13 protein-coding genes are annotated in these 15,073 nt (G+C 35.6%); 12 read left to right on the top strand and 1 reads right to left on the bottom strand.

The genetic code is table 11. The features are described from left to right. The first annotated feature begins 7 nt into the window (after positions 1 to 7). From N2Z58_00290 to N2Z58_00235, 12 genes are read left to right on the top strand one after another with little or no spacing between them, the layout of a single operon-like run. Complete coding sequence (locus tag N2Z58_00290; GenBank protein ID MCX7653107.1) at positions 8 to 871, top strand: hypothetical protein; 864 nt, start codon at positions 8 to 10, stop codon at positions 869 to 871. Between the two features lie 21 nt (positions 872 to 892). Further along, positions 893 to 2,005: a radical SAM family heme chaperone HemW gene (hemW, locus tag N2Z58_00285; GenBank protein MCX7653106.1), complete on the top strand. Its 1,113-nt coding sequence runs from the start codon at positions 893 to 895 to the stop codon at positions 2,003 to 2,005. Beyond that, a complete protein-coding gene (locus N2Z58_00280) occupies positions 2,002 to 3,105 on the top strand; it encodes an FtsW/RodA/SpoVE family cell cycle protein (GenBank protein MCX7653105.1) in 1,104 nt (367 codons plus the stop codon). Before hemW ends, N2Z58_00280 begins: the two co-directional genes overlap by 4 nt. A 6-nt stretch (positions 3,106 to 3,111) precedes the next feature. Continuing rightward, a complete protein-coding gene (locus N2Z58_00275) occupies positions 3,112 to 4,158 on the top strand; it encodes a UDP-N-acetylglucosamine--N-acetylmuramyl-(pentapeptide) pyrophosphoryl-undecaprenol N-acetylglucosamine transferase (GenBank protein MCX7653104.1) in 1,047 nt (348 codons plus the stop codon). Positions 4,159 to 4,206: 48 nt separating this feature from the next. Continuing rightward, positions 4,207 to 5,562, top strand: coding sequence for a UDP-N-acetylmuramate--L-alanine ligase (gene murC / locus N2Z58_00270; GenBank protein ID MCX7653103.1), 1,356 nt, complete (start codon positions 4,207 to 4,209; stop codon positions 5,560 to 5,562). Positions 5,563 to 5,592: 30 nt separating this feature from the next. Next, positions 5,593 to 9,087 (top strand): chromosome segregation protein SMC, encoded by a 3,495-nt coding sequence (gene smc, locus N2Z58_00265; protein ID MCX7653102.1) that lies wholly within the window; start codon positions 5,593 to 5,595, stop codon positions 9,085 to 9,087. Continuing rightward, on the top strand, positions 9,084 to 10,310 hold the full coding sequence (locus tag N2Z58_00260; GenBank protein ID MCX7653101.1) for a PAS domain-containing protein: 1,227 nt from the start codon (positions 9,084 to 9,086) through the stop codon (positions 10,308 to 10,310). The genes smc and N2Z58_00260 overlap by 4 nt, the downstream gene beginning before the upstream one ends. A 20-nt stretch (positions 10,311 to 10,330) precedes the next feature. Then, positions 10,331 to 10,759, top strand: a complete 429-nt coding sequence (fliJ, locus tag N2Z58_00255; protein ID MCX7653100.1) for a flagellar export protein FliJ — start codon at positions 10,331 to 10,333, stop codon at positions 10,757 to 10,759. Between the two features lies 1 nt (position 10,760). Next, positions 10,761 to 11,513, top strand: coding sequence for a YdcF family protein (locus N2Z58_00250; GenBank protein MCX7653099.1), 753 nt, complete (start codon positions 10,761 to 10,763; stop codon positions 11,511 to 11,513). Positions 11,514 to 11,539: 26 nt separating this feature from the next. Next, positions 11,540 to 12,199 carry a rhomboid family intramembrane serine protease gene (locus N2Z58_00245; GenBank protein MCX7653098.1) on the top strand — a complete coding sequence of 220 codons (660 nt, stop codon included), beginning with the start codon at positions 11,540 to 11,542 and terminating at the stop codon, positions 12,197 to 12,199. A 35-nt stretch (positions 12,200 to 12,234) separates the two neighbouring features. Then, a complete protein-coding gene (locus tag N2Z58_00240) occupies positions 12,235 to 13,239 on the top strand; it encodes an asparaginase (GenBank protein ID MCX7653097.1) in 1,005 nt (334 codons plus the stop codon). Beyond that, positions 13,223 to 14,236 carry an AI-2E family transporter gene (locus N2Z58_00235; protein ID MCX7653096.1) on the top strand — a complete coding sequence of 338 codons (1,014 nt, stop codon included), beginning with the start codon at positions 13,223 to 13,225 and terminating at the stop codon, positions 14,234 to 14,236. Before N2Z58_00240 ends, N2Z58_00235 begins: the two co-directional genes overlap by 17 nt. A 4-nt stretch (positions 14,237 to 14,240) precedes the next feature. Here N2Z58_00235 and panB read toward each other — a convergent pair whose 3' ends face one another. Further along, positions 14,241 to 15,023: a 3-methyl-2-oxobutanoate hydroxymethyltransferase gene (gene panB, locus N2Z58_00230; GenBank protein ID MCX7653095.1), complete on the bottom strand. Its 783-nt coding sequence runs from the start codon at positions 15,021 to 15,023 to the stop codon at positions 14,241 to 14,243. Positions 15,024 to 15,073: the final 50 nt, after the last annotated feature.

The raw sequence follows: 15,073 nt of genomic DNA, 5'->3' as shown, positions 1-15,073 counted from the left end.
GATCACGATGAAAACAAAACTGAGAGACAAAATTAAATTTCTCGTTTTCATTTTTGCATTATCTTTATCATCAAATTTAAATGCTCAAACATTTGTTCCAGAGGCACAAGGAATTTACAATTCGTTTTCTTTGAACTTGTGGAATATGTCAGTTGTAATCGAAAACATGAAATACGCTTTTGGTCTGAGACTATTCGATGAAAATGTTCGCAGTGAATCTTACAAACTTGGATTTATTACAATGAAACGACAAATCGACAAAAGCTATTTCAATCTTTTAGCATTTGTTGGTCAAACGTATGGAGTTGTACTGACAATTGGATATGAAAGTTACTCTATTCCATCAACAGGTTTTGAAAGAACTTACTATATATCTTCGCTTCAAACAATGCAATCTGAATATTCAAAAACTTGGTTCGCGCTTCCTGCTATTCCTGTGGGTGATGGCACGATAGGTCCTTTTGCATTAAATTACGAAGGATTTTCGTTCCAAAAAATCGGTAATAACAAAGTTAACATAAGCATTAAACGGGGATTTGCAAATATAGATACTTTTCAGCTTAGCTTTCTGCAGATTGGCAACATATACTCTTTGGGATTTTTCGTATTCAGTGACAAATCCTTAGAGCAAGGTGCTACGGTAAACGTAGGTTGGGATTTTGATGAGAATAGAATAGTTGGAGTATTGGGAGGTAGAATATTCATCGAGGTTTTCGATTTCAGATTCTTCTTTTCTGCTTATGGAACGTACGTGCCTTCTTCTGAAAACCTTAAGTATGGTGTTTGGTTCCGTTTTCTTTCACCAATCGAAGGTGATTTAATAATACAAAACAACGTAGGCTATTTCAAAGTAAAATTTTCTGGAATCTAACTTTGGAGATGAAAAAAGTCAATGGCTAAACAAAATGGTAAAGGGATAGGAGTGTACGTTCATATCCCTTTTTGTAAAAAAAGATGCATCTACTGTGACTTCACAAGTTATGTGGAAAACAATTTTGATGAATACACTGATTACATGCTAAAAGAAATTGAAATGTACAGTGAATACTTATCTGCAGGTATTGATACAATTTATATTGGTGGTGGAACTCCAAGTATTTTTCCGGAAAAAGACATCAAAAAAATTTTGGAAAAGTTAACATCTTATGGAGGAGTTTTTGATGAGATCACAATTGAAGTAAATCCAGAGAGTTTCACAAAAGAACTTGCGCAGTTTTACAAATGGATCGGTATTAACAGACTGAGCATGGGGTTGCAAAGCTCTGATGATTTAGTTTTAAAAAGATCCGGTAGATTATACGATTTTGAAACATTTATAAGAAAATACGATATAGCTCGTAGATTTTTTGAAAATATCAATGTGGATTTCATTGTCGGTTTACCTGGAGAATCATGGAGAACCATACAAAACAACGTCCAATTTGTAAATGATTTCCTTCCAGATCACGTCTCTGTTTACATGTTGGAAGTCCATAACGAAAATGGGAACGGCTTTCTTAAAAAACCAGATGAACAAACTTATCAAAGATATGACGAATTCTTAAAGGCTTTAAAAAATATTGGATATGAGAGATATGAGATATCCAATTTTTCGCTCGGTGGTAAGTACTGTAAACACAATATAAAGTACTGGAATAATGATGATTACATCGGCTTGGGTATAGCATCCGGAGGTCACTTAGGATTTCTGAGATACAACAATTACGAAAAGTTCTCTGATTATTTCATCAGCATATTAGAAGGAAAGTTTCCACGCTCGTACGAATCACTAAATACACCCGAACGAGAGGCTTTAGAAACACTTTTTATGAACCTTAGAACAAAATGGGGAACGAATGTAGATCTGATTAGAAACAAAACCGGCGTTGATGTATCAACAGTTCTGCAGCAGTTAAAGCAAAGGTTCGATTTTTTTGATGGCTTACGCTTGTCTGATAAAGGTATGGATTTTAGTAATTTGTTTTTTGTTACATTGATAAATATTTGGGAGGAGTATTTTGGATGAGACAAGAATTAATTATCATAATAACTTCTTATTTAGTGCTATTCGTTGTAGGTGCAATATCCATGTACAGTCTCGATATAGCAAAGGAAAGCGTTCTTGGTATTGATAGCAATTTTTTCACAAAACATATCATTAATATTGCGGCAGGTCTTGTTGTGTTTTTCTTAGCGATGAACGTCCCTTTCCACATATACGAAAAATACTCAAACTTTCTTTATGGCTTAGGTATAATTTTGCTGGCAGCTGTATTTGCTTTTCCTTCGATGAACGGTGCTCATCGATGGATTACAATGGGAAGATTTACATTTCAGCCATCTGAACTTGCAAAAATCCTGATTATACTTTTTCTTTCAGTTTATGTGAAGAAAAACGACAAAGTGATGAACACTTTCTTAAAAGGCTTTTTGTTACCCATCGTCTTTTCCCTTGTCTACGTAGTGTTAATATTTATAGAACCAAACCTCAGTACAGCTTTGTTGACGCTGATGGTATCTTTAGTTACTTTGTACTACGGCGGTGCAAAATTGAGATACTTTATAATATCCTTCTTTTTAGTCGTATTATCCATTGTAATTGCATCAATGTTTGGTTTTTTGCACAGTTATCAACTTGGACGATTACGTTACTTTTTCAGTGGTTCGATTGCCCCGCAGGTAGACATAGCGCTTAGAACTTTAAAAAATTCTGGAGCAACAGGGGCTGGAATAGCGAACGGATGGTTGAAGGTGTACGTACCGGAAGCCGAAAGTGACTTTATTTTAGCGGTTATCGGTGAGGATTGGGGATTTTTTGGGATATTGATGGTAAGCATTGTGTATCTTTTCCTCTCCTACGCTTTAATGAAAGTTGCAAGTTACATTGAAGATGTCGCTGTTAAAATATTCACATGGTCTTACGCAACAATTATACTACTTCATGTTGCAATAAACCTTGGTGTTTTTTCTGGATTTCTCCCAGTTACGGGTATACCACTACCATTTTTGAGTACTGGAGGTAGTTCTATCATGTCTCTTCTTGCAGGATTCGGGATTATACTGTCAGGATTAACTAATAAAGAAGAAAAGAAACCTTTTTACACCGAAGAAGGAGAAAAGGAATGATAATGAATGATTGAGAAAAAGGACAGTAAAAGAATCAAAATTGCGGCAGCTGGTGGGGTTACAGGTGGACATCTTTATCCAAATATAGCTGTCCTAGAAGAATTTCAGAAAAGATACAATATCGAAGTTCTGTACTTTTGCGTGTACGGAAAGATAGAAGAAAGATTCTTACCAAATGTGCACCCCGAGTTTCAAAGATATTCGATTCAAATTAAAGGTCTTGTACGACCTATTTTCCATCCTGAAAATATCTTAAGGTTTGCACGATTAATATCTAACACCATAAAAGTTGAGCAAAAGCTCAAAGAATTTTCACCAGATTTTGTTTACGTAACGGGCGGGTACGTGAGTTATCCTGTTTCTAAGGCAGCTAAAAAACTTCACATTCCTGTGTTTGTTCAAGAACAGAACACCATTCCAGGCAAAGCGAATGTTGCTATCTCGAAATTTGCGCAAAAGGTTTATCTTGCCTTTGAAGAGGCCGCAAAAAGATTTCCAAAGAATGTGAAGAATAAGATAGAAGTTACCGGCAATCCAATATGGGTACGGGAAGGGAGAGTACAGTTACCACATCCAACCGTAATAACCATAGGTGGGAGCGGTGGTAGTGAGTTTCTAAACAAAATAACCTTAGAAATTGCTCAGACAATGCCAAACGTTCATTTTATTCTCTCAACTGGTGGTAGGAAGTTGGAAGGAAAAATCCCTAAGAATGTTGAGGTAAAAGACTATATAGAAAACATGTACGCATATTGGAGATCTGTTGATGTTGCTATAACCCGTGCAGGCGCAACAACAATATCCGAATTAATACATTTTAATGTCCCAGCCATAGTTATCCCATGGGAAGGTTCAACAGAATCTCATCAAATTGTAAACGCGAAGATAATTGAAAAAGAAAAATTAGGAGTTATGATTAGGGAAATTGATTACAACAGGGAACAAGTTGTGAATATCATAGAAGATCTTATTCAAAAAGGACGAAATTTTGAGGAAAGAGAAAATCCAGCTTGTAGAATAGTTGACTCAATTTGCAAAAGTTTAAATATCTGATATACTCAACATGTTAATAAAGTAAAATGAAGAAACGGAGGCGTAAAGATGGAATTTTGCAGCCAAGAAGGCAAAAAGAATCAAGCAAACTCAGTAAAAAAGGTGTATTTTGTTGGCATCGGTGGAATTGGTATGAGTGCTCAAGCCATGCATGAACATTTCTTAGGTAATCTTGTCTTTGGAAGTGATCCGTACAGTTCAGAACGTACAAAATACCTTGAAAAAATAGGCATAAAGGTTTATTATAACCATGAATCGACTAATATCGTTGAGGATTTAGATGAATTGATAGTTACACCGGCGATTTCAAAGGACAATCCTGAATATGTAAGAGCGCAGGAATTGGGTATAAAAATAACAATGAGAATAGATCATTTTAGAAACATTTTGAGCCCATTTAAAGGGTTTGCGGTTACAGGTACAGATGGCAAATCAACAACAACATCAATGCTTGCAAACTGCCTTATCAATCTTGGAGTAGATCCATTTGTTTTTCTTGGTGCTTTGCATAACAAGTTAGAACATGGAAATTACAGAGCTGGAAAGAACAACATAGCGGTTTATGAACTTGATGAAAGTCAACCAGGCTATGAACTCTTCGCACCAGAGTATTTGATAATTACCAACATAAGGGAAGACCATATCGAAAACTACCAAAATCTCGAACACTATTATGAAAGTTTCAAAACACTTATGAAAAACTCAAAATTTGTTGTTACGTTCGCTGATGAGAAAAAATTCCATGGACATACCACATTTGGTGTTTATTCAGGAGATTTTAAACTTGTAGAAAGAAAACAAGAAGGATTCTACCAAACCGTTACTATTTTAACACCATGGGGAGAAAAGAAATTTTTCTTACCTGTTCCTGGCTACCACAACGCACTAAACGCTTTGGCTGTTATATCTTTACTTTCGAGCATAGGGTACGACTTACAAGCTGTTCTTGATTCTTTTGAAGATTTCCAACTGCCTGGTAGAAGGTTTAACGTCAGTTATGACGATCCTGTCAAAAAACTTACAATAGTTGATGATTATGCTCACACAGCTGACGAAATCGATGTACTTTTGAAAACAGCAAGAGAAGTTTATCCAGATAGGAAAATAGTACTTATATTCCAACCTCACAGATATACACGGTTTAAAAGAGAAGCCGAGAAGTTTAAATCTATTTTGGAAAGAGCCGATGAGATTTATATAACAGAAGTCTATGGAGCATTTGAAACAAAGAATGGTGTTAGTGCAAAGAAAATAATTCAGCAAATCTCAAAAGCAAATTTTGTCGAAAAACTTGAAGATCTAAGAGAACTTAGTTACGATAACAACAGCGTTTATATATTTGTAGGAGCAGGGGATATCTACAACATCTCGCAAAGCATAGTCAGAGAACTCTCTTTGCAATAAGGAACGCGATCTTAACTGGGAGGGTAAGTGGTGGTTTTAAGAGAAATTTTCATAAAAGGGTTCAAGTCATTTGCAGATCCAGTACGACTTGAGATATCCAACAGAGTAACCGTCATCGTTGGACCAAATGGTTCAGGCAAATCCAACGTGGTTGATGCTATAAGATGGGTACTTGGCGAACAGTCGATGAAAGAAATAAGAGCGCAAGAACGGGAGGATGTTGTTTTTTGGGGGAATGAAAAAAGACCTCCATCCCAAAGTGCTTATGTTGAGCTTGTCTTTGAAGATGGAAATGAAAAAATTACCGTGTCTCGTGAGCTCTCAAGAGATGGAACAAGCAAGTATTTGCTAAACGGAGATGTTGTTAGATTGAAGGACATAAGAGATTTTCTTATGCAGCATGGTTATGGCAAGAACCCATATTCAATAATAGGGCAAGGTCAGATAGATAAAATCGTTTCTGCAACACCAGAATCCTTAAGGGTAATGATAGAAGAAATTGCAGGTGTTGGTATATACAGAGAAAAGAAAAAAGAAGCTATTTCTAAGCTCGATTCAACTCAGATAAATCTCAACAGAATCAACGACGTATTATTTGAAGTTGATAAGAATAGAAAATCACTTTACTTAAAAGCAAAACGAGCAGAAAGATACGTAGAATACTCTCAGCAACTTGATAGCCTTAAAAAAACTTACTATGGTGGAGTATATAATCTTGAGAAACAAAGATTAGCAGACATGGAAAGTTACCATAAAGAACTAAATAGCATTTTGAAAGATAAGCTTAAACACTTAGCTCAGCTTGAGATTAATTGGTCAACTTTGAGAGATGAATTCAATCAAATAGACATAGAAATGGAAAGTTACACAAAGACACTCGAAGAATTTAAGATCCGTGAAAATCAATTACTTGAGATAAAGGAAAAATTTAGTAAAAAGCTGAGCGAATTGGAGAGTAAATACATAGAACTCACCACACGTACTGACATGCTCAACGAAGAGATAAATTCTTTAAGAAATAGAGATGAAGAGATAAAACTCATTGTGTCCAAAATATCGGAAGAACTTTCCGAAAAACAGGGTATACTTTCAAACCTTGAACAAGAGAAAAACAAGATCTATGCTCAGTACACGGAACAAGAGAAAGAAATATTGAAAAAAAAGCAAGAGTACGAAGAATTAGAGCGAGGTTTGTCGAAAATTCACAACGAAATTGTACGTTTAAACGAGAATAATCAAGACATAAAACACAGATTAGAAATGATTCACAACCAAAGGCTCAGTAAAGAAACACGAAAAACAGAGCTAGAAGAGGAAATTAATGATCTTGAAAAACATCTTCTTGAGATTGTCGAGAAAGAAAATGAATTGGTAAAAGAGTTGGAAACCATTAGAAGTTCGATTGATGAATACAACAAAATAAGAGAACAAAAAACCTCAGAACTTGAGAACATCGTTAGGAAATATAGAGAATTAAAAGCAGAGATAGAGGTGATAAAAAGACAAATCAGCGAATACCAAGGATTTGGTCACGCAATTAGAAAGATCTTTGAAAATAAAGATATATTCAACGGATTGATAGATGTTGTAATAAATTTAATTGACTTTGATAAATCACTTTCCACAGCCTACGAAACACTTCTCGGTGGAGCAGCCCAACATGTTGTTGTTAAAACAGCTGAAGATGGAAAGCAAATCATAGAATTTTTGAAAGTTGGCGAATATGGTAGGGCTACATTTATTCCTCTCGATCTCATAGACTCTTCATTTTCACCAATAGATAGTTTAGAAAAAGAAGATGGTTTTGTAGGATACGCTGCAAAACTTTTAAGAGTTCCTAAAGAGTATGAGGCTTTATCGTATTACCTTTTTGGAAATGACATCATAGTCAAAGACATAGATTCAGCCATATATCTGAAACGAAGGTACAACCTTCGTTCGAGAATTGTTACACTCGATGGTGAACTAATCTCAGGTAAAGGTGCAATGACAGGTGGACGCTCGAAGGAGGATTACTCGAACTCTATAGTTGCACGAAGAGTTAGATTGAAAACCCTTGAAGAAGAAATCAAAACCATTGATAACGAAAGACAATTAATAGAAGATGAAATAGCATTGATAACTCAAGAATTAAGACAGTTGCAAGACAGTGTGAACATCCTTAGAGAAGAGCTTGCCACAATTTCAAGTAGAACAATTTCCTCGAAAAGAGTACTCGAAGAGCTACAAAAGGCACTTAAAGAAGTCAGGAATGAATTGTCTGATCTTGTAAAACTTGAGGCTGAGTACAATGCAAAATACGAAGGAAATGTGGCAAGAATTGAAAATCTTGAGAGTCAGCTTAAGGAGCTCGAAGCAAAAAAGAAAATACTTCAAGACAGTGTGAATACATTTTCAAAGGAACTTGACGAACATAGGAAAAAACTTGAGCAACTTAACGAATCCATTGCAACGTACAGGGCAGAAGTCAAAAATCTACTTGAAAGAAAGATTCAGTATGATGCAGAAAGTGATAGAATAAAAGCAAGAATACAAGAAATAAAATTTGAACTCACTGACTTAAAATCAACTATCTCCAAACTGGAAGAACAAATAGACGAAACAAAGAAATTCTTAATAGAAAATGATAGAGAACTTGAAACGTTGAAAAATACCGCACAAGATATATTTGCCGACATTAGGGAGAAGAAAACAGGAAAAGAAGAAAAGTTACAACAACTACAATCACTCGAACAAGAAATACGAGAGGTAAAAACACAAATTGAAGCAATAAAAGAACGAATTCACGAAACAGAAATGAGATTGCAGGAAATATCGTTTAGAATCTCAAATATTCCGGAAGAATATCGTGAGTCTATTGAAATAGAACCGGAAAAACTCGACGAGCTTGGAAATGAGATTAAAGATATAGAAAACAAAATAAAAATGCTTGGAACAGTTGACACAACAGCGATAGAAGAATACAAAAATGTCGAGGCAGAATACAACGAGTTGATGAAACAAAAACTCGATCTTGAAGAAGCAAAAAGGAAGTTGGAACAGTTAATTGAGCAAACCGATGCTCAGGCACGCGAACAATTTTTGAGAACGTTCAATTTAATAAATGGTGCATTTAAATCTTACATAGAAACACTCTTTTACGGCGGAACTGGTGGAATGAGGATCTTAGATGATGGTGATATACTCGAATCAGGAATAGAAATAAGTATTTCAAAGGCAGGGAAAAGAGTGCAAAAACTCCAGTTATTATCTGGTGGAGAAAAAGCACTTGTTGGTATCGCATTGATAATGGCGATGCTGGAGGCAAACAAAGGTGTATTTTACGTTCTTGATGAAGTTGACGCGCCACTTGATGATTACAACTCTGAGAAATTCAGAAGACTGCTTGAGAATGAACAATCACAATTTGTTGTTATAACACACAACAAACTTATCATGGAGGCAGGAGATATAGTTCACGGTGTAACAATGGTTGATGGTATATCAAAAGTATTGGAAGTTAAAATGGAGGAGGTAACAGCATGAGATATTTATACTTCTTACAACAATTTTTTGAAAGACTTCCGGCACCGGCTTTCATAAAGGATAACAAAGGCAGGTACATATGGGTAAACAAAGAATTGGAAAATCTACTCCAGTTGACTGAAGAAAAACTTGTTGGAAAATTCGAATCGGAAATACTTAGAGACGAACAGATCGATGAAATTGATAAAAAAGTTATGAAAACAAGAAGAAATCTCACACATGAGAAAGTTATAAACGGAAGACACTTCAGTGTCCAAAGAATGCCTATAAGACTCGGCACGGGCTCGTATGGAGTTGCGGGTATAATGTTTGATATAACCGAAAAAATACTTGAACAAACACTCTATAAACTCCAATCTTTTGTTGAACAGATAATAATCGAGTCTTTCAGTGCCTCCGAAGGTGATGTTACAAAATTCGTAATCGAGCTTTCAAAAAAATTCCATGCGGAGTATCCAGACATAGCTGTCGTGTTGTTAAAAGATGATCAATACATCATAGGCAACGATAATCCAAAGATCATTGAAAAAGCCAAATCTATAAATGAAATTAAAATGTTCACATTGGAAAAGAGGACATATCAAGTTATACCAGTTGAAAATTATAAATTCATAGTACACATTCCTGAACAGTACACAAGTATAGCAAAAGCTCTATCGACTTTTTTAAGTTCACATGTATTAGCCTCCGTTAGATTTTTACAGGCTCAGAAGATTTATAAAGACATGTTTAACAGTTTCGAGAGTCTCATAAAACTGATAGGTTTATGGGAGCAAAATGTAACCCTGGAGAGTTTTTTACAAACAATGCTAAGTGAACTTGTGAAATTGGTACCCGAAGCCCAAAAAGCATCCATTTGGTTACTTGATGGAGATATTTACAAATGTGTGGCTGTTCATAACTATAGTGAGGAGGTTAAAAATACAACAATTAAGTCTTCTGAGGATAATTACGGTCCTTTAATTGGCGAAAATAGAGTTATGGAACTAAAAGAAGCATATAAAATTAACTTAAAAAGCCCACAAAAAGAATTGTGGGAAAAAGCTGGTGTCACAGACCCGAATTTCGTACCGTTGGTTGGAAGTGTGAAGATAGGTGAAAAAAGACTTGTGATAATTTCACTTGACAACTTTGAAGCCAAAAGCTTTTCAGAAGCGAGTAAGAAGATACTTCAGATCTTAGTTGACATGCTCTCTGTATTTCTTAAAAGTAAATACTCTTAAATTTGAGAAAGAGGTCTGACGTGTTCAGATTAGAGAAAATCTTGTCTCTTAGAAAAAGGGAAGAGGAAATTTTAAAAGATCAACTAAACAAAGTACGTCTTAGAATCAGACAAATAGAAGAAGAAATTGAGAAAACACAAATGACAAGAAAAGAAGTAGAAGATCAACTGCGCACTTCACAAAGTGGTGCGCAGGTTAGTTTTTTATTGTACCTTTTGAGAATGTACAATGATTACATCAAGTTATTAAGCGACAGGTTGTCTAATCTAAGATCAGAAGAAGAAACTATCCTGAGAAACTTTCTTGAAAAAAGAACAGAAAAAAGAAGTTTTGAGAAACTCAAAGAGCGTTATTTGGAACATGAAAAATTACAGTTGGATAGAAAGGAAAGGTTAATAATCGATGAGGTAGCGTTGCAAAAATATTTTCGAAACACCGGAGGTGAATAATATGCTGCATCTATTCAAAATAGTAAGTGCGTTTATAACTATTCCAGGCATTTTTGTAACCGCTTTTTCCATCATCTTTATTTTTTATTCAAAAACCGATAAAAGTGTCAGGTATACAATGCAGAAAAATATTAGAAAAGATAGATACTTGTTTTTAGTGTTTGCGATAATAATGTATCTTATCTCCTCAAGTTGGTTTACATATCTTATCTCAAAATCCTTAGTTCTAGTTGACACAGAAGACAATGGAAAATATATCGTTGTACTTGGTGGTGGCGTTGATAAGTTTGATCAAAGGTATGAAATAGGTAAACATACTCTAAGAAGATTGTACAAAGCTTTGGAATTGTATAAGAAAAACCCAAGAAAGATAATCGTCACTGGTGGAGTTGTAGATAAAGGTTTACCAGAGGCTTTGTTTATGAAAAAGGTGCTTATCAACTTTGGTATTCCTGAGGAGGATGTAATAATTGAAAATAAAGCAAGAAACACGTTTGAAAATGGCAAATACACTCGCGAGTTGATAGGCGATACGGCCATCACACTTGTTACAAGTTCTTTACACATGAAAAGAAGTTTGTGGGTGTTTAAAAAATTCTTTAGTAAAATCTATTATTCAAGTGCTGATGTGCCAATAGATTTTAGAAATTCCTACCTCGATTACTTGCCATCGTTTGAAGCGTTCTCCACTACTTGCTATTTTTTTCGCGAGGTTATTGGAATTTTACAGTATTGGTTAGTCTATGGTGGTTGACATTTTTTGTTCAGGAGGGGGCATAAATGTTTCCTTTATATGATACAATCCCAAGTTTAAAAAGACCTTTTGTTAACGTAGCGATAATAACTGCCAACATCTTAGTTTTTATCTACGAAATAATCATTTCTGGAATGGACTTCTCAGGTACCGCACTTGAGGAATTTTTCTATACATATGGTTTCGTTCCGGAGCAGATGTATTATGTCTTTCCTTTTGTGGCACTTTTTACTCACATGTTCGTCCATGGAGGATGGTCACATATAATAGGTAACATGTGGTTTCTGAAGATATTTGGTGATAACGTAGAAGACGCTTTTGGTCATTTCAAATACTTATTATTTTACGTAACTGGCGGAATATTTGCTCTCTTTTTTCATATTATATTCAACCCATTTTCTCCGTACCCTCTTGTTGGGGCTTCAGGTGCTATTTCGGCTGTGATGGGCGCTTACTTTGTATTATTTTATTATTCTCGTATAGTTTCGCTTGTTTTTCTTATACTACCGTTTATCGTTGAAATTCCCGCTTTCATATACCTTCCATATTGGTTTATAATTCAAGTTGCTAACGGTCTACTTGCTGACATCACCGGTACAGGAGTAGCCTACTGGGCACATGCTGGCGGTTTCATATACGGTGTACTCGTAGGTATGAGAGTAAGAAAGAAAAGATATTGGTACTGATACTTGTATTATCGATTTGAAAGGAGTCGGAGAAAATGGGGAAAAAGATAGTAATCGTTAGTACTGGCGGTACTATAGCGATGGTAAAAAAGGGCAGAACGGTTGTACCTTTTGATAAAGGTAACGCGCTTGTTACGGATATTCCAGAACTTTACGATATAGCTGATGTTGAGTTATACGAATTTTCCAACGTACCAAGTCCTTATATGACACCTTCAAGTATGTGGAATCTTGCTAAAACTATAGATGAATTACTCGAGGAAAAAAATTACGATGGTGTTGTTGTAACACACGGTACAGATACATTGGAAGAAACTGCATATTTTCTTGATCTTGTTCTGAAGACAGAAAAACCTGTTGTCTTAACTGCATCCATGAGAAATATTAGCGAACTGAGTACAGACGGACCAAGAAACGTACTATCATCAGTTATGGTAGCTACATGTGATGAATCATACGGTATGGGAGTAGTTGTATGTCTAAACGATGAAATACATGCTGCAAGGGAAGTTACAAAGACGTATACGAGTAACGTTGCGACCTTCGATTCACCAGGTTACGGTCCACTTGGTGTTGTGGATGAGAACAACGTTATTTATTTCAGAAAATCGCTAACAAGAGAGAAGATATATACAGATAAAATAGAAGAAAAAGTAGCCATCGTTAAAACATTCACAGGTGATGATGGTTCAATTCTCAAAGCGGTGTATCAACTTGGTTACAAAGGGATCGTACTCGAAGGTTTTGGTAGAGGGAATGTTCCGCCCCAGCTTTCCATTGTTGTGGAAGAGGTAATCAAAAATGGTATACCTGTTGTAATAACTTCAAGATGCTTTAAAGGTAGAGTTTTCCCTATCTATGGATACAACGGTGGTGGAGCGGACTTGCGAAGAAGAGGAGCAATATTAAGTGAACATCCATTAGCCCAAAAGGCACGGGTAAAGTTAATGATAGTGCTTGGAAAAACAAACAACATTGAAGAGATAAGAGAATATTTTGAAAGACATATAGGAGGAGCGATAAATGAAATTGAGCGTTAGGCAACAGGCTTTGTTGGTAGTCTTATCATACGCCGCTTTAATGCTTATAGCATTTGCTCTATTCAAAACACTTCTTTATGTTTTTGTATTTTCCTTAGTCTCTATTCTTATAGTCAACTTTATATTGAAAAATCTACTGCGCTTGAAAATTCCGTATCCACTCGCTGTGACGATATCGTTATTATTTTACTTTTTCGTGTTAATCTACGCCTTCATAAACATAATTCCCCCCGTTTTCAAGCAGGTGTCATCTTTTTACGATTTTATGAAAAAAATACTTGATTCGAAATATTGGGAAAATTATTTGGTAGATAATCCTGACCTTTCCGAAACAATTGGTAATATCGTTGCTTGGGCAAGTCCAAAGATAAGTGAATTATTCAGTACTTTGGCAATAACAATGGCAAAAAGCGTTCCTAATACTCTTACTGTAATGTTTTATAGTATATTGTTTACCGTTTACATAACCATTTATACAAGCTGGACAACAAAAGCTTTACCTGGACTGTTTCCTAAGAAAGTTAGACCACTGATAGAAGATTTTTTGAAAAAACTTGGTATAGCACTTTCCAGCTATGTTGACGTTATGCTTCTTGGGGCTTTCGTGGTGGCTATATCTTTTTATGTGCTGTTCAGTTTCTACTTACCAGAATACAAAGTCTTGTTGTCTTTCTGGGGATTTGTCACCAATTTCATCCCGATCGTCGGTGTTGTGATAGAATGGATACCGATCCTTATAGTAAGTCTTGGTTTGGGGTTGAAAAACTTTATAATAGTCAACACCATCGTCATGTTAATTCACCTGGGGGCATTCTTATTCTTTATTTTTATAATGAAAAAAAGGGCTGACATCAACCCTGTGCTCATGCTTATATTTATATTCCTCATAGGCTTGTTCTACGGACTTGTTGGAACATTTTTTGCAGTACCGGTAGCAATATTTTTTGTAACACTATGGAACGAGTTTATCAAAAGTGAACTTGACAAAGAGATGTGAAATTTTATTCAAAAACGTGTTCATGAGATGGGAACGTTCTATTTTTTACTTCATTTTTGTACTCTTTCACTGCGTTTAGCATTACATTGTACGCATCAGCGTATCTTTTAACAAATTTCAAGTTTAAATTAGTCAATCCTACGACATCATGAAAAACTAACACTTGTCCATCACAATACCTACCGGCACCTATTCCAATGGTAGGTATTTTTAAGCTCTCTGTTACCTCTTTTGCAACACCTTCAACCACAAGTTCTAACACAATGGCAAAACATCCAAGCTCTTCAAGTATTTTTGAATCTTTGAGAATTTTTGCTCTACTTTCAGGTGTTTTACCCTGCACGCGATGACCTCCGAGCAAATTCACTGATTGAGGAGTGAAACCAAGATGTCCCATCACAGGAATACCTGCGGCTATTATTCTTTGAATTGCTTCTGCGTGTTCCTCGCCACCTTCTAATTTTATTGCGTTTGCCCCCGCTTTCATCATTAAGCCCGCATTTTCTACAGCCTTCTCAACACTTACTTCGTAAGACAAAAACGGCATGTCACCTATTATGAAAGCATCTGGAACTGCTCTTCTAACAGCCTTTATATGAATCAACATATCTTCCATAGTAACTGGAATGGTACTGTCGTATCCGAGTAACACGTTTCCCAAGGAGTCTCCAACAAGTAGTAATTCTATACCGGCTTCGTATGCTATCTTAGCTGTAGGATAGTCGTATGCTGTAATCATAGTTATAGGTTCTTTTCCCTTCATATCTATTATTTTTTTTGTCGTTATCATGCTGAATACCTCCTATTTGAAATTCCAAATAGCTCAATTAAATTATA

Origin of the sequence: Fervidobacterium sp., from assembly GCA_026419195.1 — a bacterium.
Taxonomy (GTDB): domain Bacteria; phylum Thermotogota; class Thermotogae; order Thermotogales; family Fervidobacteriaceae; genus Fervidobacterium.
The sequence above is the reverse complement of the archived record's forward strand: the minus strand, read 5'-3'. Positions and strand labels throughout refer to the sequence as shown.